Source organism: Streptomyces sp. DSM 118878 (assembly GCF_052936595.1).
On sequence record NZ_CP193622.1, the window covers coordinates 4,743,876 to 4,766,649 of the forward strand.

The window sequence follows — 22,774 nt, forward strand, 5'->3', positions numbered from 1 at the left end:
GGACGCGAGCATCTGTGGCCAAGTTTTTAAGGGCGCACGGTGGATGCCTTGGCACCAGGAACCGATGAAGGACGTGGGAGGCCACGATAGTCCCCGGGGAGTCGTCAACCAGGCTTTGATCCGGGGGTTTCCGAATGGGGAAACCCGGCAGTCGTCATGGGCTGTCACCCACTGCTGAACACATAGGCAGTGTGGAGGGAACGCGGGGAAGTGAAACATCTCAGTACCCGCAGGAAGAGAAAACAACCGTGATTCCGGGAGTAGTGGCGAGCGAAACCGGATGAGGCCAAACCGTATACGTGTGATACCCGGCAGGGGTTGCGTGTGCGGGGTTGTGGGATCTCTCTTTCACAGTCTGCCGGCTGTGAGGCGAGTCAGAAACCGTTGGTGTAGACGAAGGACATGCGAAAGGTCCGGCGTAGAGGGTAAGACCCCCGTAGTCGAAACATCAACGGCTCGTTTGAGAGACACCCAAGTAGCACGGGGCCCGAGAAATCCCGTGTGAATCTGGCGGGACCACCCGTTAAGCCTAAATATTCCCTGGTGACCGATAGCGGATAGTACCGTGAGGGAATGGTGAAAAGTACCGCGGGAGCGGAGTGAAATAGTACCTGAAACCGTGTGCCTACAAGCCGTGGGAGCGTCGCGCATCAAGCTTGCTTGGTGCGTCGTGACTGCGTGCCTTTTGAAGAATGAGCCTGCGAGTTTGCGGTGTGTTGCGAGGTTAACCCGTGTGGGGAAGCCGTAGCGAAAGCGAGTCCGAATAGGGCGATTTAGTAGCGCGCTCAAGACCCGAAGCGGAGTGATCTAGCCATGGGCAGGTTGAAGCGGCTGTAAGAGGTCGTGGAGGACCGAACCCACCAGGGTTGAAAACCTGGGGGATGACCTGTGGTTAGGGGTGAAAGGCCAATCAAACTCCGTGATAGCTGGTTCTCCCCGAAATGCATTTAGGTGCAGCGTCGTGTGTTTCTTGCCGGAGGTAGAGCACTGGATAGGCGATGGGCCCTACCGGGTTACTGACCTTAGCCAAACTCCGAATGCCGGTAAGTGAGAGCACGGCAGTGAGACTGTGGGGGATAAGCTCCATGGTCGAGAGGGAAACAGCCCAGAGCATCGACTAAGGCCCCTAAGCGTACGCTAAGTGGGAAAGGATGTGGAGTCGCACAGACAACCAGGAGGTTGGCTTAGAAGCAGCCACCCTTGAAAGAGTGCGTAATAGCTCACTGGTCTAGTGATTCCGCGCCGACAATGTAGCGGGGCTCAAGCGTACCGCCGAAGTCGTGTCATTGCAGCTATAGGGCCAACGCCCGCTGTGATGGGTAGGGGAGCGTCGTGTGCCGGGTGAAGCTGCAGCGGAAGCTAGTGGTGGACGGTTCACGAGTGAGAATGCAGGCATGAGTAGCGATACATACGTGAGAAACGTGTGCGCCGATTGACTAAGGGTTCCTGGGTCAAGCTGATCTGCCCAGGGTAAGTCGGGACCTAAGGCGAGGCCGACAGGCGTAGTCGATGGATAACCGGTTGATATTCCGGTACCCGCTGTGAAGCGTCAAACATCGAGCCCATTAATGCTAAGGCCGTGAAGCCGTCCTGGAGCCTTCGGGCAAAGGGAAGTGGTGGAGCCGCCGACCCAAGGTGGTAGTAGGTGAGTGATGGGGTGACGCAGGAAGGTAGTCCAGCCCGGGCGATGGTAGTCCCGGGGTAAGGGTGTAGGCCGTGTGATAGGTAAATCCGTCGCACATTAAGGCTGAGACCTGATGCCGAGCCGATTGTGGTGAAGTGGATGATCCTATGCTGTCGAGAAAAGCCTCTAGCGAGTTTCATGGCGGCCCGTACCCTAAACCGACTCAGGTGGTCAGGTAGAGAATACCGAGGCGTTCGGGTGAACTATGGTTAAGGAACTCGGCAAAATGCCCCCGTAACTTCGGGAGAAGGGGGGCCATCACCGGTGATGAGTCTTGCACTCTGAGCTGGGGGTGGCCGCAGAGACCAGCGAGAAGCGACTGTTTACTAAAAACACAGGTCCGTGCGAAGCCGTAAGGCGATGTATACGGACTGACGCCTGCCCGGTGCTGGAACGTTAAGGGGACCGGTTAGTGCGCTTTCGGGCGTGCGAAGCTGAGAACTTAAGCGCCAGTAAACGGCGGTGGTAACTATAACCATCCTAAGGTAGCGAAATTCCTTGTCGGGTAAGTTCCGACCTGCACGAATGGCGTAACGACTTCTCGACTGTCTCAACCATAGGCCCGGTGAAATTGCACTACGAGTAAAGATGCTCGTTTCGCGCAGAAGGACGGAAAGACCCCGGGACCTTTACTATAGTTTGATATTGGTGTTCGGTTCGGCTTGTGTAGGATAGGTGGGAGACTTTGAAGCGGGCACGCCAGTGTTCGTGGAGTCGCCGTTGAAATACCACTCTGGTCGTGCTGGATGTCTAACCTCGGTCCGTGATCCGGATCAGGGACAGTGTCTGATGGGTAGTTTAACTGGGGCGGTTGCCTCCTAAAGAGTAACGGAGGCGCCCAAAGGTTCCCTCAGCCTGGTTGGTAATCAGGTGTTGAGTGTAAGTGCACAAGGGAGCTTGACTGTGAGACCGACGGGTCGAGCAGGGACGAAAGTCGGGACTAGTGATCCGGCGGTGGCTTGTGGAAGCGCCGTCGCTCAACGGATAAAAGGTACCCCGGGGATAACAGGCTGATCTTCCCCAAGAGTCCATATCGACGGGATGGTTTGGCACCTCGATGTCGGCTCGTCGCATCCTGGGGCTGGAGTCGGTCCCAAGGGTTGGGCTGTTCGCCCATTAAAGCGGTACGCGAGCTGGGTTTAGAACGTCGTGAGACAGTTCGGTCCCTATCCTCTGTGCGCGTAGGAATATTGAGAAGGGCTGTCCCTAGTACGAGAGGACCGGGACGGACGAACCTCTGGTGTGCCAGTTGTCCTGCCAAGGGCATGGCTGGTTGGCTACGTTCGGAAAGGATAACCGCTGAAAGCATCTAAGCGGGAAGCCTGCTTCGAGATGAGTATTCCCACCCCCTTTGAGGGGTTAAGGCTCCCAGTAGACGACTGGGTTGATAGGCCAGATCTGGAAGCCCGGTAACGGGTGGAGGTGACTGGTACTAATAGGCCGAGGGCTTGTCCTCAGTTGCTCGCGTCCACTGTGTTGGTTCTGAAACCACGAACAACCCCGTCATGCCACATGGCGGTGCGGTTGTCAGTTTCATAGTGTTTCGGTGGTCATAGCATGAGGGAAACGCCCGGTTACATTCCGAACCCGGAAGCTAAGCCTCATAGCGCCGATGGTACTGCAGGGGGGACCCTGTGGGAGAGTAGGACGCCGCCGAACTCCTTTTAAGGGAAACCCCCGCACCTATGGTGCGGGGGTTTTCTGCGTTATGGGTCGGAAAGCACGCCAAAGCACGCCGTCAGCCTATGACGGCCGTACAAGCTTCGTGTCGTACGCCAGGATCACCGCCTGCACACGGTCCCTCGCCCCCGTCTTCGCGAGTATGCGGCCCACGTGCGTTTTCACCGTGGATTCCGCGAGGTGCAGGCGCGACGCGATCTCCGCGTTCGTCCAGCCCTGGCCGATGACCGTCAGGATCTCGCGTTCGCGGTCCGTGAGCGAGGTCAGCCGCGGATGGTCCGCCGGGTCGGCGGGCAGGGCGCCGGCCACCGGCAGATGGGCCGCGTACGTGTCGAGGAGGCGGCGGGTCAGGCTGGGGGCGACGACCGCGTTTCCCGCGGCGACCGTGCGGATGCCGGAGAGGAGATCCTCGGGCAGGGCGTCCTTGATGAGGAAGCCGGAGGCGCCCGCGCGCAGGCCGTCGTACGCGTACTCGTCGAGGTCGAACGTGGTGAGGATGAGGACGCGGGTGCGGTCGCCGGAGGCGACGATGCGGCGCGTGGCCTCGATGCCGTCGAGGCCGGGCATGCGGATGTCCATCAGGACCACGTCGGGATGGTGTTCGGCCGTCATGCGGACCGCCTCGCTGCCGTTGCCGGCCTCGCCCACCACCGTCATGTCGTCCTGGCTCTCCAGGAGCATGCGGAAGCCGAAGCGCTGCATGGGCTGGTCATCGACGATGAGCACGGTCGTCACGGTGTCTCGCTGTCCTTCGGGAGATGGAGGTGGACCCGCCAGCCGCCTGCCGGTCGGGAGAGCGGCCCGGCCTCAAGTGTGCCGTGGTACAACGAGGTTCGCTCGCGCATTCCCGTCAGCCCGCGGCCCCGGCCGTCGGCGGGAAGCTCTGGTCCGCCCCTGCCCGTGTCGGTGACCTCGACCGTGACGCCGTCATCGGCGTAGGAGATGTCGACGGTGGCGGTGGCGTCGGGTCCGCCGTGCTTGAGGGTGTTGGTCAGGGCTTCCTGGACGACGCGGTAGACCGTCAGTTGGCAGCCCGCGGGGACGGTGTCCGGGTGTCCGTGGAGCGTGCTGCGGACCGGGAGGCCCGCGGCCCGTACGCCGTCGATGAGCCGGCTGAGATCGGTGAGGGCGGGCTGCGGGGAACGCTCGGCCGCCGCGGACACGTCGTCGCGCAGGACGTCCAGGAGGCGCCGGAGCTCCGAGAGCGCCTGGCGGCTGGTGGAGCCGATGGCTTCGAGGGCCTGTGCGGCGCGCTCGGGGGACTTGGCGGCGGCGTATGAACCACCGTCCGCGAGGCCCGTGATGACGGCGAGGTTGTGGCCGATGATGTCGTGCATCTCGCGGGCTATGCGGGTGCGCTCGGTGGCCGTGGCGAGCTGGGCCTGCTGGTCGCGCTCCACTTCGAGCCGGCGTGCGCGTTCGACGAGTGCCTGCGTGTAGTCCTGGCGGGAGCGGACGGCGATGCCGAGGAGCGCGACGAGGGCGTACGCCCAGACGTTGGGGATGATCTGCTGGTCCCAACTGCCCTCGGGATAGCGGATGGCGCCCACGATCAACGGGGCCATCATCATGAGGCCCGCCCAGCCGAGCGTTCTCAGGGGCAGTCGCATCGCGATGCTGAAGAGGACGAGCATCTGTATCAGGGCGGCCTGGAGCATGGCGCCGCTCCAGCTGTTGACCAGGGCTGTCGCGACCATGAGCGTGAGGACGACCATGGGGTGGCGGCGGCGCCACAGCACGGGCAGTGAGAGGCCGAGGCTCATGAGCTGGATGAGCGGGTCCGGCACGTCCGTGTTGGGCGCGTTGTTGCGCCAGCCGCCGTTCGCGTCGATGAGGGCGGCACCCACGAAGAACGCGGTGACCAGCAGGTCCCAGACGAGCGGGCGGCGCCTGTCGAAGGCGCGCGCCCGTTGTGTCATGCGTTGGAGGGTCTGGGTGAGGGGATGCGGCTCGGTCACGGCCTCATCCTCGTACAGGCGCGCCGTGGTTGGGGGTCATACGTCGCGCCGCTTGAGCAGCACGGACGCGCCCGCGATGATCACGGCTGCCCAGAGGGTGAGGGTGAGCAGGGCCGTGCCGGGGGCGATGGTGTTCTCCACCCGGACCACCGAGCCGAGCGATGCCGCCGCCTGGGCGGGGAAGTACCTGATGGCGGTCTCGACGGCGCTGAAGGGCAGCATCGAGAGGACCTCGGGCAGGATCAGGACGGCTCCGACGAACGCGCCGATGGCGCCGGGCACCGAGCGGAGCAGCGCGCCGAGGCCGAGCGCGATGAGGCTGAGCAGGGTGAGGGAGGCGGCGCTCGTCGTGAGCGCCCCGAGGACGCCGTCGTCGGTGAGGGAGAGCTCCTTGTCGCTGCCGGAGAGCCAGATCTGGGCGGCGAGGAAGGTGACGATGTTGGTCACCAGGGACACGGTGAAGGCGATCGCCGTGAAGATTCCGGCCTTGGACCACAGGACGGGCAGCCGGGTCGGGACGGCGGTGAGCGAGGCGCGGATCATGCCGGTCGAGTACTCGCCCGCGGTGACGAGGATGCCGAGGACGGCGAGGCAGATCTGGGCGAGCTGGGTGCCGAACAGGATGAAGACGATGGTGTCGATCTCGGAGTCGTCACCGTTGTACGTGGCCCCCATGGTGATGCCCACGGCGACGACCAGGGCGAATGCCGTGACGAGGGTGATCCAGGTGGATCGGAGCGTCCACAGCTTGTGCCACTCCGAGCGCAGGATGCCCCTGGTGCTCAGGCGGTAGGCGGAGGATGCGGTCGCGGTGGGGGCGGTGGTGAGGGTGCTCATGCCGCGGCTCCTTCCGGCTGGGGGACGCCCGTCGAGGCGATGTAGTCGACGGAGTCCCGGGTGAGGTCCATGAACGCCTGCTCCAGCGAGGCGCTGTGCGGGGTCAGTTCGAAGAGGGGGATGGCGTGGGCGGCGGCGGTGCGGCCGATGTGCTCGGCGTCGGTGCCGCGGACGTCGAGGACGCCGGGTGTCTCACTGGTGATGTGCACGTCGGGGGCGGCGAGCAGCTCGGTGAGGCGTCCTGCCTCGGGGCTGACGACCTTGACGGCGCCGGTGCCCGACTCGCGCACGAACCGTTCGACGGTGGTGTCCGCGAGCAGCTTGCCCCGGCCGATGATGATCAGGTGGTCGGCGGTCAGCGCCATCTCGCTCATGAGGTGCGAGGAGACGAGGATCGTACGGCCCTCGGCAGCCAGGGACTTGAGGAGGTTGCGGATCCACAGGACGCCCTCGGGGTCGAGGCCGTTGACCGGTTCGTCGAGGATGACCGTGCTCGGGTCGCCGAGCAGGGCGGCGGCGATGCCCAGGCGCTGGCCCATGCCGAGGGAGAAGCCCTTGACGCGCCGGTGGGCCACCTCGCTGATGCCGGCGAGCGCGAGGACGGCCTCGACGCGGCTCTTGGGGATGGAGTGGGTGTGGGCGAGCGCCATGAGGTGGTGGAAGGCGGAGCGGCCCGGGTGGACGGAGCGTGCTTCGAGAAGGGCGCCCACCTCGTGCAGGGGTGCGGGATGGCTCGCGTACACGCGGTCGCCGATGGTGGCGCGCCCCCGGGTGGGGGCGTCGAGGCCGAGGAGCATCCGCATGGTGGTGGACTTGCCGGCGCCGTTGGGGCCGAGGAAGCCGGTGACGGTGCCCGGCAGGACCTCGAAGCCGAGGTCGTCGACGACGGTTTTGTCGCCGTAGCGTTTGGTCAGTCCGTTTGCCCTAATCATGTCTTCGATGCTGCCGGTCGCGGGGGCGCGGATCGTCGGACCGGGGGCGGGACGTGGCGGCCGGGCGTAGTACCGGGGTACGACGTACGGCTCGGGGACATCCCCGGGCGGGGTCCCCGGCCAAAACCTAGGATCACGGCATGGAACACGACTACGTCATACGGGCCGTCCGTGCCGAGGAGTGGCCACAGGTCAAGGAGTTGCGCCTGGCCGCGCTGCGGGATCCGGCGGCGCCGGTCGCCTTCCTGGAGACGTACGAGCAGGCTGTCGCGAAGCCCGACTCCCACTGGCGGGCGCGGGCGGCGGGCCGCTCGCACGCCACGCCGGCCCGGCAGTTCGTGGCGGTGGCGCCGGGCGGTGACTGGGCGGGCACGGTGACCGTGCTCGTCGAGGAGCCGGGGGCACAGGACATCTTCGGCGGGGTGATCGAGCAGCGGCAGGCCCATTTCGTCGCGGTCTACGTGCGGCCGGGGCACCGCGGCGGCGGGCCGGCGCGGGGGCTGTTCGACGCGGCGGTCGCGTGGGCGTGGTCTCTGGAGGGGGTCGAGCGGGTGCGGTTGTTCGTTCATGAGCGCAATCCGCGGGCGATGGCCTTCTACCGGCGGTACGGCTTCGTACCGGGCGGAGGGGCCGCCCAGGTGCCGGGCGACCCCTCTTCCCAGGAGTACGAGATGGTGCTCAAGAAGCCCTGACGGTCAGAGCCTGCGTCATGACCCCGGCCTGTGTCATGACCCCGGCCTGTGTCATGCACAGGCTCTCAGGGGGGTCCAGCGGTACGGGTTCAGCGGTACGGGTTCTCCGTGCGCGCCGTCCGCAGGGCGTTGCCCCACCAGGCCAGCTGGTCCAGCATCACCTTGGCGGCGCCGGCCGCGCCCTCCTCCTCGTGGGCCCGGCCGCCCTCGCCGAAGTGGTCCCAGGCGCCGTGGAAGCTGACGCCGTCGCGGACGGTGACGCAGTGCAGCTCGGCGAAGACCAGGCGGAGCTGCTCGACGGCGCGCAGGCCGCCGCTCACGCCCCCGTAGGAGACGAAGCCGACCGCCTTGGCCTGCCACTCCGTGCGGTGCAGGTCGATGAAGTGCTTCAGGGCGGCGGGGAAGCTGTGGTTGTACTCCGGGGTCACGACGACGTACGCGTCGGCGGCCTCCACCCGCTCGCCGAGCGCGGTCAGGGCCGGGGTGCGCTCGGTGCCCCAGTCGGGGTGGGCGGCGGGCAGTTCGAGGCCGGCCACGTCGATGACGTCGACGGTGAACCCGGAGTGCGACTCGGCGATGGCCGTGAACCAGCCGCCGACGGTGGGGCCGAAGCGGCCCTCACGCGTGGAGCCGACGATCACGGCGAGGCGGAGCGGCTCGGGGGCGGTGTTCGGGGCGGTGTTCGGGGTGGTGGTCATGGTGTTCTCCTTGAATGGGCGTGCTGGTGAAGGTCTGGACAGGTCGGTGCGAAAGCCGCTGGGCGCACGGTAGTTGGCCGCTGCGGCGGTCGATCAGTGAGTCTGCGCCGTCGTGGTTTCCGACAGGACCGCCGGGGTGCTCTTCGGGGCATCGGCCGTACGAGGTCGGGGCCGGGATCGGGGCCGGGGCCGGGGCCTGAGCAGTGCGTGGACGAGGAGCGCGAGGGCGGCGCTGAGCCCCGCCACGGCCCAGAGGGTGATCCGCCAGGCCTCGGTGAACTGTTCGGCGTGGCCGCCCGTGCCGGCCGTGACGCGGCCCGCGAGCTCCGCCGAGCCGACCCGGGACTCCACGAGGGCGAGCAGCAGCGCACCGAAGAGGGTGAGCATGACGGCGCCGGTGCCGCCCCGGACGGTGTTGAGGAGGCCGGATGCCATACCGACCTTCGACGGCTCGACCATGCCGAGGGCCTGGGCGTCGATGATGCCGAGGGACAGGCCCTGGCCGATGCCGACGGTCAGCAGGGGCCCGGCGAGCGCGGCCGCCGAGATGCCGGGGTGCAGGGTGGTCAGCCAGGCGTTGCCCGCGGCGATCAGGAGCAGGGACAGGACGAGCAGGTGGCGGGCCGCAGCGCCGCGGTTGACCAGGCGGGCGCCGAGCGGGGGCAGGGCGAGGACGGGCGCGGTCATCAGGAGCAGGATCAGGCCCGCCTCGCGTGCCGTGGTGCCGCTGGTGCCCTGGAGGTAGGTGGGCAGGAAGACGAGGACGCCGGTGGTGCCCGCGCCGAGCCCGAAGGAGCCGAGGGACCAGCCGAGGAAGGCGGGGTCGCGGGCCAGGGAGAGGTCGAGGATGGGCCGGCCGCCTGCCGTGGCGATGCGCTTCTCGACGCGTACGAAGGCGGTCAGCAGCGCCAGGCCCACGGCGAGCGGCAGGAGCGTATGCCCCGACGCCCAGCCGGACTTGGAGCCCTGCGTGATGGCGAACAGGGTCAGGGAGAGCCCGCCGATGAAGGTGGCGGCGCCCGCCTTGTCGACGCGTGGCGGGGTGTCGGCGCGGGATTCGGTGAGGAAGCGCGTACCGCCGAGGATGAGGGCGCCGGCGGCGGCGAAGGCGAGGAAGGTGGTGCGCCAGCCGAGACCGTCCACCATCCAGCCGGAGAAGGTGGGGCCGATGGCGAGGCCGACGCCCGCCGTGGTGCCGAGCGCGGCGAACACCCTGGTCCGCGAGGGCCCGGTGAAGGTGGCGGCGATCAGGGAGCCGCCGCTCGCCATGACTCCCGCGGCGCCCACGCCCGAGAGGAGGCGGGCGGCGTCCAGGAGCAGGATGTGGTGGGCGAAGGCGGAGGCCAGGGTGGAGGCCGAGTAGAGGGTGGCGCCCGCGGCGAGTACCCGGCGGCGGCCGTGGATGTCGCCGAGCGAGCCGGCGACGAGCATGAAGGAGGAGGCGGCGAGGAAGTACCCGACGACCACCCACTGGAGGGCCGCGCCGGACGCGTCGAGGTCGGAGCCGATGCGGGGCAGGGCCACAGTGGTACCGGACATCGCCATCGGCAGCGTGAGCATGCCGAGGAGGACGACGGCGAGGGTCAGGGCGGGACGGGCCCTGCGGGTGGCCTGGGGGGCCTGTGGAGCGGACTCGGTGGGCATGCGAGTAAAGTACAACGTGCGTTGTAGTAATTACAACGTTCATTGTAATTTTTGGTCGTGATCTTTCTGGGAGAGGTGAGATGCCGGAGCGGGAAGAGAGTTGCGAGGGCGAGCGGAAGCCGCTGCGCAAAGGGATGTTGGAGAAGCGCCGGGCCATCACGAGCGGCGCCCGCACCGTGTTCGGCCGCGAGGGCTACACGCGCGCGAGCATCGACGCCATCGCCGCCGAGGCCGGCGTGTCCACGCGCACCATCTACAACCACTTCGGCGGCAAGGAGGGCCTCTTCCGCGCCGTCCTGCTGGAGAGCGCGGAGTCCGTGACGGAGGCGACGGAGGCCCTCTTCGAGCGGCATCTGCGCAAGGTCCGCGACATCGAGGAGGACCTCCTCGACCTCGCTCGTGAGTGGGTCGGCCAGGGCGAGGCGCACCCCGGGCACTTCTCCGTCGTACGCCAGATCATCCCGGAGGGCGGGCGGCTGCCCGCGGACGTCCTGGAGGAGTGGCAGCGGCTCGGGCCCCGGGCGACCCAGCAGGCCCTGGCGCGCCGGCTGCTCGAGGTGGGGCGGCAGGGGAAGCTCGCCGTCGACGAGTCGAACGCCCGCAGGGCCGCGCGCCACCTCGCCCTCTTGGTGGGCGGCGGCGTGACGGCCGAGTCGTACTTCGGCGCACTGCGGCTGGAGCCCGCGGAGGTCGAGGAGATCATCCGCGACGGCGTGGGGATCTTCCTGCGGCTGTACGGGGTGGACGACGGGGTGGAGGACAGGGGCCGGAAGGCGGCGTCCTAGACCGGGAGTTCGCCGTCCGGCCAGCGGGCCCTGCCCTGTTCGCGGGAGCGGAGCAGGGCCAGGGTCGGCAGGCCCTGGTCGGCGCCGGTCAGGAGCAGCTCGGGGAGCTGGGGCAGCGGGGCCACCGCGGCGGCGTCGTCGAGGACCAGCGTCATTGGTGGGTCGAGCCGACCGGAGGATGACCGTTCGGCCATGCGCCGGCCGTGCTCGACCACGCTGGAGGCGAGTGCCGTGAGGAGGGGCATGGCACCCGGGCCCTGGCGGGACTTGGGATCCTCGATCGCCTCACCCACCACAAAAAGCGTGCCCCCTTCATGCACAAAGGAATCCAGGGTGAGCGCATCAGTTCGGTTTGGGGTGCAGGATTCACGTACGTGGACGGTGAAGAGGGCGGAGAGCGCGCGTGCCGTCAACTCCTGGGCGATGTCCCGCCGTTCCGGATAGGCGGTGAGGGCCGCCTCCAGCTCGCCCGCCGCGCCCGACGCGGCCTTGGGGTGCGTACGCAGGATGCGTACCGCCTCCTGGACCTGGTTGCCCTGCGACCAGCGGTGCACGTGCTTGATCGGCTTCTCGCCCACCGCGGCGGCGTGCAGGAAGCTGCGGAGCAGCAGCTCCGCCGTGTCGGCCACGGCGGCGTCGAGCCGGGCGGAGGGCCTGATCGGGGCGAGCAGCGCGGCGGCGCGCCGGGTGGCCGTCGCCTTGTCCTCGCAGCCGGAGGCGGGCGACCAGTGCATGCGGGCCGGGGTGTCGCAGAGGTGCGAGGGGTCGTACAGGAGCACCGGGCCGAGCTTCGCCCGCGCGTCCTTCGTCTCCTCCCACAGGGTGGGGTCGGAGGTCAGCACCAGCGCCGCGCCCTCGGCGTCCCGCACGGCCTGCACGGCATGCGGCCGCCGGGCGTCGGGGCCGCCGAGGACGAGGGGAGAACGGGGGGCGGGAACGGCCACGGGCGTCGGCACGGGGGTGGTTGCCGCCACCGGGGCGGCCTCTACGGGGGTGGCGGCGGTGACGGGGCCAGCCTCTACGGGGGTGGCGGCGACGGGAGGCGGGGCGGAGGGAGCCGCGGAGGGTACGGCGGCCGCGGACGGGCCGGCGGCCGCGGACTGGCCGGGAGTCGCGGACTGGCCGGGAGTCGCGGATGGGCTAGGAGCCGCGGACTGGCCGGGAGCCGCACCCGGACCGGAAGTCGCGGGCGGGCCGGGGGCCGCAGCCGGGCCGGGAGTTGCTGAATCCGGCGCCGCCGCGGCGCGCCGCGCCGCGGCCAGGTCGAGACGCCGGGCCCTGCGCACCGCACGCCACCGCACGACCGTCCCCACCACGAACACAACCAGGACGCACAGCACCATGAGCTGCCCGATGAACAGCCCCCAGAACAGCCCGTACCCGGAGAGCTGACCGGCGGGCGTCTCCGGCCAGGCGCCCGCGAGGTCCTGCGGATGCCCCGCCAGGTGACGTACCGCCAGCGGCGTATTCCGGAAGGTCACGTCCTCCGGCCAGGCGCCCCGGGCGAAGAGGCCCGCGAGGCCCGTGGCGGACCAGGCGAGCACGGTGGCACAGAGGAAAAAGCCGAGGAGGCCGATCAACAGCGCGTCGGGTACCCCGCGTTCACCGCGCCCACCCCGGTCAGGGCCGCGCCCGTGGCCGGCCGGTCTGTCCCGTTCCCACTCATCCCGCATGCTGCTCCATGTAAGCCGCCCGCTGCTCCGCCTCCAGTTCGGCCGCCCGCAGGGCGTCGTCGGCGAGGCGGTCGGACGACGACTCGGTCATGGCCCGGTCCGTGAAGACCAGCGGCCGTTCTGTCTCCGTGATGAGGTGCTTGACCACCTGGACATTGCTGTTCACGTCCCAGACCGCGATGCCGGGGGTCAGGGACGGGATGATCTCCACCGCCCACCTGGGCAGTCCGAGCACCCGTCCCGTCGCCCTCGCCTCGTCGGCCTTCTGGGCGTAGATCGTCCTGGTGGAGGCCATCTTGAGGATCGCGGCCGCCTCCTTGGCCGCCGCCCCGTCGACGACGTCGCTCAGGTGGTGCACCACCGCCACGAACGACAGGCCGAGACGTCGCCCGAACTTCAGCAGGCGCTGGAAGAGCTGGGCGACGAAGGGCGAGTTGATGATGTGCCACGCCTCTTCGACGAGGAAGATGCGCTTGACGCGGTCGGGCCGGATCCAGGTGTGTTCCAGCCAGACGCCGACGATCGCCATGAGGATCGGCATGGCGATGGAGTTGCGGTCGATGTGCGAGAGGTCGAAGACGATCAGCGGTGCGTCCAGGTCGATCCCGACCGTGGTCGGCCCGTCGAACATGCCCCGCAGGTCACCGTCGACCAGGCGGTCCAGGACCAGCGCCACGTCCAGGCCCCACGCCCGTACGTCGTCTATGGCCACGTTCATGGCCTCGGCCGACTCCGGTTCCGGATGGCGGAGCTGCTCGACGATGTCCATGAGGACCGGCTGCCGCTCCACGATGGTCTCGTTCACATACGCGTGCGCGACCTTGAGGGCGAAGCCCGAGCGCTCGTCCAGGCCGTGCCCCATCGCGACCTCGATGATCGTGCGGAGCAGCGCGAGCTGGCCGGTCGTGGTGATCGACGGGTCCAGGGGGTTGAGCCGGATGCCCATGTCCAGGGCGGCCGTCGGGTCGAGCCGGACGGGCGTTATGCCCAGCTCCTGGGCGATGAGGTTCCACTCGCCGACGCCGTCCTCGCCCTGCGCGTCGAGGACGACGACCTGCCGGTCCTTGAACCGCAGCTGCCGCAGTACGTACGTCTTCTCCAGCGCCGACTTGCCGTTGCCCGACTCGCCGAGCACCAGCCAGTGCGGTGCGGGCAGTTGCTGCCCGTAGAGCTGGAAGGGGTCGTAGATGTAGCCCTTGCCGGAGTACACCTCGCGGCCGATGATCACACCCGAGTCGCCGAGGCCGGGCGCGGCCGTCGGGAGGTAGACCGCCTGGGCCTGCCCCGTCGACGTACGCACCGGAAGCCTGGTCGTCTCGACCTTCCCGAAGAGGAAGGACGTGAAGGCGTCCGTGAGGACGGTCAGCGGATCCCGCATCGCAACAGCCTGCCTCTACGTCGATACCGTCTAGCGTCGGATGCCGGTCGCGAACGGCAGCGTGTTGACGAAGGCCCTGTGGTGCTCGCGGTCGCACCACTCCAGCTTCAGATACGACTTGCCGGCTGAGGCCCGGATGGTGCGCTTGTCGCGCGCGAGGGCCTCGGGGGAGCGGGACGAGACCGTGATGTAGCCGACCAGGTTGACGCCCGCGGCGCCACTCGCCAGGTCCTCGCCGCGCTGGTCCAGGCGGGAGTGCGAGGCGATGTCGCGGGGGTCGACCGTGCGGTTCATCTTGGCCTGGCGGCTCGCCTCCGCCTCGTCGTTGGTCTTCTCGGTCAGCATCCGCTCGATGGCGACCTCGGTCGGTTCGAGGTCCATGGTCACCGCGACCGTGCGGATCACGTCCGGGGTGTGGACGAGCAGCGGGGCGAGGAAGTTGACGCCGACGGGCGTCATCGGCCACTCCTTCACCCAGGCCGTGGCGTGGCACCAGGGCGCGCGGGTCGAGGACTCGCGGGTCTTGGCCTGGAGGTACGTGGCCTCCATGGCGTCCAGCTCGGCGGGCCAGGCGTTGCGCTTCGTCATCGCCTGGATGTGGTCGATGGGGTGGTCGGGGTCGTACATGGAGTGCACGAGCGAGGAGAGGCGCCCTTGCCCCAGCGGCTGCCGTACGCGGATGTCCGCCTCCTGGAGCCGCGAGCAGATGTCGGTGAGCTCGCGGGCCATGACGACGGCGAGCCCGGAGTCCTTGTCGAGCTTCCTGCCGCCGTGCGGGCGGGCCGCGCGGGCCATCGCCTGGGCCTCGGCGGCCAGGTCGCGGGAGTAGTGCATGCAGGCCACGAGGTAGGCGCGGTGCTGCTCGCTGCTGGTCGACACCATCGACTGGAGCTGGTCGTAGGACTCCTGGAGCCACGGCAGCGCCCGGTCGTCGCCTCGTACCGTGACGTCCTTGGCGTGGGCGTCGGGGTCGGCGGGGAGGGTGCGGGCGAGCATCTGGAGCCGGGTCACGAAGCCGTCGCCGTTTGCGACGTGCTTGAGGAGCGTCCCGAACCGGTCGACCAGCGCCTCCTGGTCCTCGGAGTCGCGCAGGCCGACGCCGGGGCCCTCGATCTCGATGGCGGCGGTGACGGTCCGCCGGTCGGCGTGGAGCAGCACGGCGATCTCGTCGGGGCCGAAGGGCGCGGCCAGCCAGCTGATGCGGCCGATGCCGGGCGGCGGGCCCACCTCGACCTCGCGGCCGTCGAGGGCGATCCCGGCCTCGGCGGCGCCGGAGCGGTAGGTGGTGCCGCGCTTCAGGGAGCGCTTGTAGCTGCGGTTGATCTCGAACCACTTGTAGAAGGTGCGGCCCTTGTACGGGACGTACACCGCCGCGATGGCGATCATCGGGAGGCCGGTGAGCAGCACGATGCGCAGGGAGAGGACGGGAACGAGGAGCCCGCACATCATGCCGAGGAACGCCCCCACGATGATCAGGGCGATCTCGCCTGTCTCGCGGTTCTTGCCGACGATCGCGTTCGGCCGTGCCCGGCCGATCAGATATGTGCGGCGGGGCGTGACCGGATGGGACACATGGGACTGGGTCGTCAACGCCCTTCACCTCCCGTGCGGTTGGAGCTGCTGGTGCCTGATCCGCCGCGGCTGGCCGCGTGCGGCGTGTCCGTCGCGCTCTTGCGCGGCGGGGGTGCGGCGGAGGTGACCGATCCGCCGCCGTTGGGGGAACCGCCGGCGGGGCGGCCGCTGTGCGCGGCGACACCGCCGCTGACGGGGTTGGCGGGCCGCGCCTGGCTGTTGCCGCCACCGCCGTCGCCGTTCCCTCGTGAGCTGTGGGTCTTGATGCCCTGGGAGACGAGGGACGCGGGGGAGGTGATGACGGCGGCGGCCTTGTTCTCGGCGCCGCGCATGATGCGGTTCTCGCGGGAGTTCGCGATGTCGTCACCGAAGCCCGGCACGAACCGGTAGATCATCGCGCTGGCGAAGATGGCCAGCAGGATGATCGAGAGGCCGGAGACGACCGCGGAGAAGGAGTCGGGTCCGTCGTCGGCGGAGAGCGCTCCTGCGAGGCCCAGCACGATCACGATGATCGGTTTGACCAGGATGACCGCGATCATGATGCCCGCCCAGCGGCGGACGTGCGACCACAGGTTCTTGTCGACGAGGCCGGCGTAGACGACGGTGCCGAGGAGCGCGCCCACGTAGAGAAGGGCGGCGCGGATGACGAGTTCGAGCCAGAGGATGCCCGCGGCGAGGATCGACACGAGCGAGACGACGATCAGCATGATCGGGCCGCCGCCGATGTCGTCGCCCTTCTTCAGGGCCTCGGAGAACGTGCCGAAGAACTGGTCCGTCTGGCCGCCCGTCGCCTTCGCGATGATGTCCGACACCCCGTCGGCCGCGGACACGACCGTGTACAGGATCAGCGGCGTGAACGCGGAGGCGAGCACCGTCAGCCACAGGAAGCCGATGGCCTCGGAGATCGCGGTGGTCAGCGGCACGCCTCGCACGGCCCTCTTCGCCACGGCGAGCAGCCAGAGGAGGAGGGTGAGGATGGTCGACGCGGCGAAGACGACGGCGTACTGCTGGAGGAACTTGGGGTTCGTGAAGTCGACGCTGGCGGTCTCCTTCACGGCGTCGGAGAGCTTGTCGACGGTCCAGGAGGCGGCTTCGGCGCAGCCCTTGGCCAGGGAGCTCAGCGGGTCGGCGCCGTCGGTGATGGGCGGATCGGTGGGGTAATCACTGCCACCGCCGCTGTCGTCTCCGCCTTGTTGGCCTTTTTCGCAGTACTTTTTGGCGGGGCCGTGGATCAGGTCACACGCGTCGTCCTTCGGGTCCGGCGCGGCGAAGGCATGCGTCGCGAACAGGACCGCAGAGGTCTGTACGGCCGCGACGGCGGCGCCGAGTCGGAGTACGTGGCGGCTACCGGGCATAAGTGAACCCTCCGTACCCTTCGACTGCCTTCGAGATCTCATCGGAGCCGGACGCACGGTCATCGCCCGGGACAGGGGCGGGACCGTCCTTCTGGGAGTGGGTGACGGCCTTCCAGTCACCGTCGATCCACGCCAGCTCCATGGTGATGGTGAACCAGTTGTTGGTGACCGGCTTGGTCGACTTCTCGCCCGACAGGCCGAGCAGGCCGCTGCACCAGACTTCGACGGTCGCCTTCCCCTTCGAGAAGTCGGTGACCTTGGTGCCGATGGGGGTGGTACGGGAGACGAACTGGTAACCGCTGGGCGTCGAGCCGTCTTTGTTCAGGCCCACGTTCTCGAAGAACGCGGGGCCGTACGCCTTGTCGAGGTCGGCCCGGAACTCCGGCACGCTGGACGGAGCCATGACGGCTTCAAGGATGGTGTCCCGCTTGTCCTTGTCGAACATCTCGGCGGAGCCGAGGGGTACGGCGAAGTTCGCCGCCGCGCTCTGCGCGCCCTGCTTGGTATCCGCGAACCCCGAGGGAATCCCCCCGTTCTTGCCCGTGACGGGCTTCTCCCCCGAAGGGGCCGTCGACGTCGCCTGCGGCTTCTTCTCGTCGCTGCCGTCGCCGTCGGAACCCCCGTCGCCACGGTTGGCGAAGGCGATCGCCGCGATCAGCAGGACCACGACGCCGACCACCGTCACCAGGCTCCGCGAGGACGACCGTCCCGAACGGGAGGTTCTGCGGGTGTCGCCCTCCCCCTCGGGGAGTCTCGTCCTGGTCTCCCCCGAGCCGCCGAAGGGGCCACTGTTCCGCTCGTCGTCGAGACTCATGCCGCGTACGCCCCCTCGACTTTTCGCGTGACCGTCACCAAGGACACGTATGACGGTAGCCGTGCTGGTTTCCGCGCGGGCGCGGTGTGGTGACTCGACATCAGGGAGCAGCAACCTCTGCCGGTGGGCACGACGGACGGATGAAGGAGATGGGGAGAAAGGGGAGAAAGGGGAGATGGGGAGCAGGGGGACGAGGGGAGTGTGGGGGCGTGGGGAGTGTGGGGGTGGGAGAGGGGAGGGGGGCCGCTAGACCGCCATGCCGTAGACGATCGTGAACAGCGTGCCCAGCGAACCGATGATGAAGACGCCGGTCAGGCCCGCGATGATCAGGCCCTTGCCCTGTTCCGCGCTGAAGGTGTCACGCAGCGCCGTCGCACCGATGCGCTGCTTCGCCGCGCCCCAGATGGCAATGCCGAGACAGAGGAGGATGGCGATCGCCATCACGACCTCGATCATCACGCGTGCTTCGTTGCCCAGGTTCCCGAAGGGACCCCAGTCGGGGGCGATCCCGCCGATGATGGTGGTGATGTCGCCCTTTTCGGCTGCCATAAGCATGTATAACTCACCGCCCCTAGTGGGTTGTTCTGGTACCTATGCCTGCCTCTGCCTACTTCGACGCAGAGGACAGTTCATTCTCGCCGACAATCAGGCCTGCGTGTGCCGCCTTGGCGTCATTCCTTGGCTGACTTCGTGCGTTTCCTCGCGCGCGAGGCCCGGTCACTCTGTGTATCACGCGGTAAGACGCCGGGCAATGACGGCCCGGCGCGCCTCTGACCAGGAGTTACGAGAGCCCGAGCCCAGCCGCCCCACGCGTCACGAAGGAGCAGTCGGTGTAGCGGTAGGACGTGCTGAGCGTCGCGCCGTCGGCTCGTTTGCGTACGGTCGCCCGCTTGTAGAGGAAGTGGTAGTCGCCCGCGGGTAGCCGCAAGGTGGTCTTCGGGTACTTCGAGACGCCCGCCCGGCATGCCTTTTCGCCCGCTGCCTTGGTGGGGTAGGGCCCGCAGGACGCGCACGCCTTGAGCTTGATGGTGCCCGTGGTGGGGCCGGTGTAGAGCACCTCCAGCTCGCCGGGGCCGAGGTTGGCGAGGACCAGGTCGACCTTGCTGCCGCCTCCGGGGCGGGAGGGGGGCAGGCGGCGGCCCGCGCTCGGGCGTTCGGCCGCGATCTCGGCGGCGACGGCGATGTCTTCGGCGCGGTCGTGCCTCTTGTTGGCCGGGTAGTCCTTGGCGAAGCCGTTCAGGGTCTCGGCGGCCGCGGTGAAGCGGCCGTCCTCGAACTCGTCGACCCCGCAGGCGTATACGCCGTTCTCCACGACGCGGTCGGCGGCCCCGCGCAGGGCCTTGCCGTCGACCTTGCCGGCGGGCAGGGCGTCCGCGGTGGTGCCGATGGCGCGCAGCTCGTCGACGACGGTGCAGGGGACGGAGCCCTTGAGCGCGGTCTCGCGGCTCGTGATGGCCGCGCGGAGGGCGGGCTCGACCTTGCCGGCCTGGTCGGAGTCGGGGAACGTGCGGAGCAGCGTGCCGAGGGTGTCCGCGCCCGCGGTGCGGCCGAGGCCCGCGACGCCGCACTCGTAGAGCGAGGTGGCGAGGCGGTCGTCGGGCCAGGTGGCGAGGGAGCCGAGGTGGTCCTTGCCGAGGGTGTCGGGGACGGTCCGCAGGTGTTGGAGCGGGGTGACGGCGTCGCAGTACTGCTTGGCGGCGTAAGGGGCGGCGACGGACTGGTAGTAGGCGTCGAGGCTCCGCGGCAGGCGGTCGGCGGCCTTGGAGTCCGGGTGGTCGTCGGCGAGACCGCGGTAGATGCCGAGGGCCTTCTTGTACCGGGCCTTGGCCGTGCCGCTGTTGAAGGCCGTGCCCTTGAGCCCCGTGACGATGCGGTCGGCGGTGTGGAGGCGGTCGAGGAGCATCTGCTCGACGGCCTCGTCCCGCGCGTTCTCGTACGCGTAGGCGCCTCCGGCGGGTACGGCGAGCAGCGCGACGGCCAACGCCACGGCGAGCGGGGCCCGCAGCGGCCAGGGGCGGCGGTCGTGGGCCGCGCGGTACGCGCCGTGGGCGGCGGCCAGCAGGAGCAGGGCGCCGTAGCCGATGAGCAGGCCGCCGGGTACGCCGTCGACGTCTGCGGGCAGCGCGACGACCAGCAGGGCGATGGTGGCCGCCCAGCACACCCCGGCGAGCAGCCACCGCCGGACGAGCAGGTAACCGAGCCCGAGGCCCGACAGGTTGAGCAGGGCGACGGTGAGGGGCCGGAGGGGCCCGGGGCCGGGGCCGGGGCCCACGTCGGGCGTCCGGGCGGGCATAGGGGGGAGGGGCGGCGGGGCGGTGATGGCGTAGGGGTTCGGGTACGAGGGCGGCGGGGGCGGGAGCTGCGGCCCCGGCTGCGGCCCGGGTTGCGGTTGCGGCAGGCTCTGGGGCTCGGAGCTCGGGGGCGGGTACGGGGGCGGGTACGGGTACGAGGGCGGCGGACCGAACTGGCCCGGCTGGGGCCGGGTGGCTTCGGGCCCGGCGGGGTTCCCGCCTTCGGGGCTGTGTCCGGCGGGGCGTTCGCCTTCGGGATTGCGTCCGGCGGGATGCCCGTCTTCGGGATTGCGTCCGGCGGGGCGTCCATCTCCGGGGTCGCCTCCGCTGAGGCTGCCGTCTCTGGGGCTGCCGTCTCTGGGGCTGTGCCCGGTGGTGTCCCCGCCCCCGGCGCTGCGCCCGGTGGCGTCTTGAGCCTCTGGCCCGCGGCCAGTTGCCTCCCCGTTCCCGGTGCCGCGGCCACCCGCGTCCTCGCGTGGCTCGTCCATGGTCGGCTCCCCCCAGCCCTGCGTCTGCGGTGTGCCGCTTCGGGCGGCGGTCGCATAGCGCGCAATCCCCTACGATCGGGGCTGATTGCGGGGCGCGTCAATCAGGCGCGGCGGACAGGGCGGAGCCCCCTGTGGCCGGTGTGTTTCTCTGGGCTCAGGGGGCTCTTCCGTTTCTCGGCCGACGGGGGACGTCTTCCAGCCGGCCGGGGAGTCGCTCAGCCCGCCGGGGAGTCGCTGACCTTGCCGACCGGGGCGATGGAGAGCTTCGGGCCGGCCGAGGCGTCCTCGCCGCCCACCGGGAGGGTGCCCGCGGGCCAGGTGACGGTGACGGTCTTCGTCTCGTTCGGCGGGGTCACCAGGAGCTTGGCGATGCGTATGCCGGAGCCGCCGCTGTTGTTGACCGGGAACGTGATGTTGAAGGCCGCGGTCTCGCCGTCCTTCAGGATCTCGCGGCGCGGCTGCTCGCCGTTGCGGTCCACGGACAGCGTGTCGCCCGCGGACGTCTGGAGGTCGACTCCCGCGTAGCCGTTGATGGCGCAGTCCCGGCCGCCGCCGTTCGTGAACGCGACGGTGACGACGCCCTCCTCCTTGCCCGTCGTGTTGTCGGCGGCCGTAACCTCCAGCTCGTCGCTGCGGCAGATGCCGACCTTGCCGTTCTCGTTCGATCCGGTGCCCGCGACGCTGCCCTCGGCGTTGCCGCCGGAGCCCGAACCGGAGCCCGAGCCGGAGCCGCTGTCCGAGGAACCCGAGCCCTTGTCCGAGGAGCCGGAGCCGGAGTCGGAGTCGCCGCCGCTCTGGCCGGAGTCCGCGGGGACGCTCACCGAGGGCTCGGGCCGGGCGTCCGCCTTGTCCGAGCCGTCGTCACCGTTGTTGCAGGCGGTGAGCGAGAGCGCCCCGAGGAGCGCGAGGCCGGTGAGCAGGGTCTTCGAGGCGGTCTTCGAGGCGTGCTTGAGCTTCATGTCGGGTCCCCCGTGAGGTGCGTTGGTGTGTCGGTTGCGTGGCCGCCGTCCGTGGCCTGGCAACAGAGAAACCCGTGGCGGTCGGTACGGGCAAGGATCGCCGTGGGATCAGGGACGCTGGAATGCTGGAACGCCTCTGACCTGCGGAAATAACCCTTCCCTGGAATGCCCCCGTGGGACGCTACGATCATGTTCATGACCCTCCGCGCAGCCCTTCACGTACCCCTTCGTACGCTCGCCGCGGCATTCGCGGTGACCGCCCTCGCCCTGACGGCGACCGCCTGCGAGGACGACGGCGGAGGCAAGAAGGACGGCGCCGCCGGACTGCCGGGCCTCTCGGAACCCACGGGCCCGGACGACGGCTCGGGCACCGGCGAAAGCGGCACCGACGCCGACGCCCACGAGAGCGGCACCGACGCCGGCGAGGGCGGCACCAGCGCCGGTGCCGGTGACGAGAACCCCACCCGCAACGGCGGCACCAGCGGCGGCCCCCACGTCCGCCAGAAGCGGCTGCTGGACAACATGCCGCAGGCCGGCAGCGTGATGGCCGCGGGCGAGTACATCCAGCGCTTCACCACCTGCGAGCGCTACAGCGTCAGCCCGTCCGACGAGCGTTACTACCCCATGGACGAGAAGTTCGACGCCTCGTGGGGCGTGCAGTTCCGCGGCACGTGTGACGACGGCGGTCGCGGCTGGATCCGCGTCTTCAAGACCAGCGACATGGAGCGTTTCCAGTCCGCGTACAAGGCGGACGTGGCCGAGCGCATGAAGAAGAACCAGCAGGCCGCCATCAAGGGCGGCTTCGCGGTCGGCAAGGACTTCGCCGTGATCGCGCCCGACGACCGGACGATCCGTGACCTCTCCTCGTCGGGCCTGCTGATCCTCAACTGCAACCCGAATCACCGGCCGTCGGGGGACACCACGGAGGTGCCCGCCCTGGTGGACGGCTGCGTACTGACGGACGAGTTCGTCAACTGAGGCGCGCCTCCCCGGGATCGGCCACGCCCTCCACGAAGTGGTCGAACTCGCCCGCCTGCACGCCCAGGACGAAGGCGTCCCATTTCTTGCGCGTGGTGGTGACGACGTTCTCCGGGTCGCTGGTCTCCCGGAGGTGGACGGAGTCGTCCTCGCCGAAGGCGATCTCGATCCACGGGCCGGGGCCGTCCTCACCCTCCGGGGCGGCGCGGACCCAGTCGAGGCCGGCGGGGATCTCGGGGCGTGGCGTTGCCTCGCCGGGGACGTCGGACATGGGCTCTCCCTGTATCGCGGTGCGGTGCCCGCCGATTATCGCGTGCGCCCCGGTGCGCCCCGGGGATCTGTGAATGATCACTGCC

18 protein-coding genes and 2 rRNA genes are annotated in these 22,774 nt (G+C 69.1%); 5 read left to right on the forward strand and 15 right to left on the reverse strand.

What is annotated here, in order from left to right:
- Positions 1 to 16 precede the first annotated feature (16 nt).
- A 23S ribosomal RNA gene (locus ACRAKF_RS21090) occupies positions 17 to 3,140 on the forward strand.
- 86 nt (positions 3,141 to 3,226) lie between these two features.
- Positions 3,227 to 3,343 (forward strand): 5S ribosomal RNA (gene rrf, locus ACRAKF_RS21095).
- 84 nt (positions 3,344 to 3,427) lie between these two features.
- Here the strand turns inward: rrf and ACRAKF_RS21100 are convergent.
- From ACRAKF_RS21100 to ACRAKF_RS21115, 4 genes are all read right to left on the reverse strand, one after another.
- The gene (locus tag ACRAKF_RS21100) at positions 3,428 to 4,099 is read right to left on the reverse strand and encodes a response regulator (protein WP_447038775.1); all 672 of its coding nucleotides are present in this window, start codon (positions 4,097 to 4,099) and stop codon (positions 3,428 to 3,430) included.
- Positions 4,096 to 5,283, reverse strand: coding sequence for a sensor histidine kinase (locus tag ACRAKF_RS21105; RefSeq protein ID WP_447038777.1), 1,188 nt, complete (start codon positions 5,281 to 5,283; stop codon positions 4,096 to 4,098). Before ACRAKF_RS21105 ends, ACRAKF_RS21100 begins: the two co-directional genes overlap by 4 nt.
- Positions 5,284 to 5,358: 75 nt before the next feature.
- Positions 5,359 to 6,159: an ABC transporter permease gene (locus ACRAKF_RS21110; protein WP_447038779.1), complete on the reverse strand. Its 801-nt coding sequence runs from the start codon at positions 6,157 to 6,159 to the stop codon at positions 5,359 to 5,361.
- Positions 6,156 to 7,091, reverse strand: coding sequence for an ATP-binding cassette domain-containing protein (locus ACRAKF_RS21115; protein ID WP_447038780.1), 936 nt, complete (start codon positions 7,089 to 7,091; stop codon positions 6,156 to 6,158). Before ACRAKF_RS21115 ends, ACRAKF_RS21110 begins: the two co-directional genes overlap by 4 nt.
- A 140-nt stretch (positions 7,092 to 7,231) precedes the next feature.
- Between ACRAKF_RS21115 and ACRAKF_RS21120 the strand changes: the two genes are divergently transcribed.
- Complete coding sequence (locus ACRAKF_RS21120) at positions 7,232 to 7,783, forward strand: GNAT family N-acetyltransferase (protein ID WP_447038781.1); 552 nt, start codon at positions 7,232 to 7,234, stop codon at positions 7,781 to 7,783.
- Positions 7,784 to 7,872: 89 nt separating this feature from the next.
- On the opposite strand, the gene ACRAKF_RS21125 is transcribed toward ACRAKF_RS21120, so the two are convergent.
- Positions 7,873 to 8,481: an NADPH-dependent FMN reductase gene (locus tag ACRAKF_RS21125; RefSeq protein WP_447038782.1), complete on the reverse strand. Its 609-nt coding sequence runs from the start codon at positions 8,479 to 8,481 to the stop codon at positions 7,873 to 7,875.
- Positions 8,482 to 8,574: 93 nt separating this feature from the next.
- Entirely contained in the window at positions 8,575 to 10,125 is a 1,551-nt protein-coding gene (locus ACRAKF_RS21130; protein ID WP_447038784.1) for an MFS transporter, read from the reverse strand.
- An 80-nt stretch (positions 10,126 to 10,205) separates the two neighbouring features.
- On the opposite strand from ACRAKF_RS21130, the gene ACRAKF_RS21135 reads away from it, so the two are divergent.
- A complete protein-coding gene (locus tag ACRAKF_RS21135; RefSeq protein ID WP_447038785.1) occupies positions 10,206 to 10,910 on the forward strand; it encodes a TetR/AcrR family transcriptional regulator in 705 nt (234 codons plus the stop codon).
- On the opposite strand, the gene ACRAKF_RS21140 is transcribed toward ACRAKF_RS21135, so the two are convergent.
- The 8 genes from ACRAKF_RS21140 to ACRAKF_RS21175 form a co-directional block, all read right to left on the reverse strand.
- On the reverse strand, positions 10,907 to 12,583 hold the full coding sequence (locus ACRAKF_RS21140) for a type VI secretion protein (protein WP_447038786.1): 1,677 nt from the start codon (positions 12,581 to 12,583) through the stop codon (positions 10,907 to 10,909). The genes ACRAKF_RS21135 and ACRAKF_RS21140 overlap by 4 nt on opposite strands.
- Entirely contained in the window at positions 12,573 to 13,961 is a 1,389-nt protein-coding gene (locus tag ACRAKF_RS21145) for an ATP-binding protein (protein ID WP_447038787.1), read from the reverse strand. Before ACRAKF_RS21145 ends, ACRAKF_RS21140 begins: the two co-directional genes overlap by 11 nt.
- Before the next feature lie 30 nt (positions 13,962 to 13,991).
- On the reverse strand, positions 13,992 to 15,551 hold the full coding sequence (locus ACRAKF_RS21150) for an SCO6880 family protein (protein ID WP_447038788.1): 1,560 nt from the start codon (positions 15,549 to 15,551) through the stop codon (positions 13,992 to 13,994).
- A complete protein-coding gene (locus ACRAKF_RS21155) occupies positions 15,548 to 16,888 on the reverse strand; it encodes a hypothetical protein (RefSeq protein ID WP_447038790.1) in 1,341 nt (446 codons plus the stop codon). The genes ACRAKF_RS21150 and ACRAKF_RS21155 overlap by 4 nt, the downstream gene beginning before the upstream one ends.
- Positions 16,878 to 17,702, reverse strand: coding sequence for a hypothetical protein (locus tag ACRAKF_RS21160; RefSeq protein ID WP_447038791.1), 825 nt, complete (start codon positions 17,700 to 17,702; stop codon positions 16,878 to 16,880). The genes ACRAKF_RS21155 and ACRAKF_RS21160 overlap by 11 nt, the downstream gene beginning before the upstream one ends.
- A 246-nt stretch (positions 17,703 to 17,948) precedes the next feature.
- Positions 17,949 to 18,257, reverse strand: coding sequence for a hypothetical protein (locus ACRAKF_RS21165; RefSeq protein WP_447038792.1), 309 nt, complete (start codon positions 18,255 to 18,257; stop codon positions 17,949 to 17,951).
- Positions 18,258 to 18,483: 226 nt separating this feature from the next.
- Positions 18,484 to 19,995, reverse strand: a complete 1,512-nt coding sequence (locus ACRAKF_RS21170) for a tetratricopeptide repeat protein (RefSeq protein WP_447038793.1) — start codon at positions 19,993 to 19,995, stop codon at positions 18,484 to 18,486.
- Between the two features lie 701 nt (positions 19,996 to 20,696).
- Positions 20,697 to 21,440 carry a DUF4232 domain-containing protein gene (locus ACRAKF_RS21175; RefSeq protein ID WP_447038795.1) on the reverse strand — a complete coding sequence of 248 codons (744 nt, stop codon included), beginning with the start codon at positions 21,438 to 21,440 and terminating at the stop codon, positions 20,697 to 20,699.
- A 195-nt stretch (positions 21,441 to 21,635) separates the two neighbouring features.
- On the opposite strand from ACRAKF_RS21175, the gene ACRAKF_RS21180 reads away from it, so the two are divergent.
- Positions 21,636 to 22,418: a hypothetical protein gene (locus tag ACRAKF_RS21180; RefSeq protein ID WP_447038796.1), complete on the forward strand. Its 783-nt coding sequence runs from the start codon at positions 21,636 to 21,638 to the stop codon at positions 22,416 to 22,418.
- On the opposite strand, the gene ACRAKF_RS21185 is transcribed toward ACRAKF_RS21180, so the two are convergent.
- Positions 22,411 to 22,689, reverse strand: a complete 279-nt coding sequence (locus ACRAKF_RS21185; RefSeq protein WP_447038797.1) for a DUF397 domain-containing protein — start codon at positions 22,687 to 22,689, stop codon at positions 22,411 to 22,413. The two genes, ACRAKF_RS21180 and ACRAKF_RS21185, sit on opposite strands and share 8 nt — an antisense overlap.
- Positions 22,690 to 22,774 lie beyond the last annotated feature (85 nt).

Bases quoted from the DNA above. Each gene is read 5' to 3' on its own strand.
- ACRAKF_RS21185 (WP_447038797.1), bottom strand. From the start codon at position 22,689: ATGTCCGACGTCCCCGGCGAGGCAACGCCACGCCCCGAGATCCCCGCC.
- ACRAKF_RS21110 (WP_447038779.1), bottom strand. From the start codon at position 6,159: ATGAGCACCCTCACCACCGCCCCCACCGCGACCGCATCCTCCGCCTAC.
- ACRAKF_RS21170 (WP_447038793.1), bottom strand. From the start codon at position 19,995: ATGCCCGCCCGGACGCCCGACGTGGGCCCCGGCCCCGGCCCCGGGCCC.
- ACRAKF_RS21120 (WP_447038781.1), top strand. From the start codon at position 7,232: ATGGAACACGACTACGTCATACGGGCCGTCCGTGCCGAGGAGTGGCCA.
- ACRAKF_RS21145 (WP_447038787.1), bottom strand. From the start codon at position 13,961: ATGCGGGATCCGCTGACCGTCCTCACGGACGCCTTCACGTCCTTCCTC.
- ACRAKF_RS21155 (WP_447038790.1), bottom strand. From the start codon at position 16,888: ATGCCCGGTAGCCGCCACGTACTCCGACTCGGCGCCGCCGTCGCGGCC.
- ACRAKF_RS21180 (WP_447038796.1), top strand. From the start codon at position 21,636: ATGACCCTCCGCGCAGCCCTTCACGTACCCCTTCGTACGCTCGCCGCG.
- ACRAKF_RS21105 (WP_447038777.1), bottom strand. From the start codon at position 5,283: ATGACACAACGGGCGCGCGCCTTCGACAGGCGCCGCCCGCTCGTCTGG.
- ACRAKF_RS21135 (WP_447038785.1), top strand. From the start codon at position 10,206: ATGCCGGAGCGGGAAGAGAGTTGCGAGGGCGAGCGGAAGCCGCTGCGC.
- ACRAKF_RS21165 (WP_447038792.1), bottom strand. From the start codon at position 18,257: ATGCTTATGGCAGCCGAAAAGGGCGACATCACCACCATCATCGGCGGG.
- ACRAKF_RS21115 (WP_447038780.1), bottom strand. From the start codon at position 7,091: ATGATTAGGGCAAACGGACTGACCAAACGCTACGGCGACAAAACCGTC.
- ACRAKF_RS21130 (WP_447038784.1), bottom strand. From the start codon at position 10,125: ATGCCCACCGAGTCCGCTCCACAGGCCCCCCAGGCCACCCGCAGGGCC.
- ACRAKF_RS21175 (WP_447038795.1), bottom strand. From the start codon at position 21,440: ATGAAGCTCAAGCACGCCTCGAAGACCGCCTCGAAGACCCTGCTCACC.
- ACRAKF_RS21140 (WP_447038786.1), bottom strand. From the start codon at position 12,583: ATGCGGGATGAGTGGGAACGGGACAGACCGGCCGGCCACGGGCGCGGC.
- ACRAKF_RS21125 (WP_447038782.1), bottom strand. From the start codon at position 8,481: ATGACCACCACCCCGAACACCGCCCCGAACACCGCCCCCGAGCCGCTC.
- ACRAKF_RS21160 (WP_447038791.1), bottom strand. From the start codon at position 17,702: ATGAGTCTCGACGACGAGCGGAACAGTGGCCCCTTCGGCGGCTCGGGG.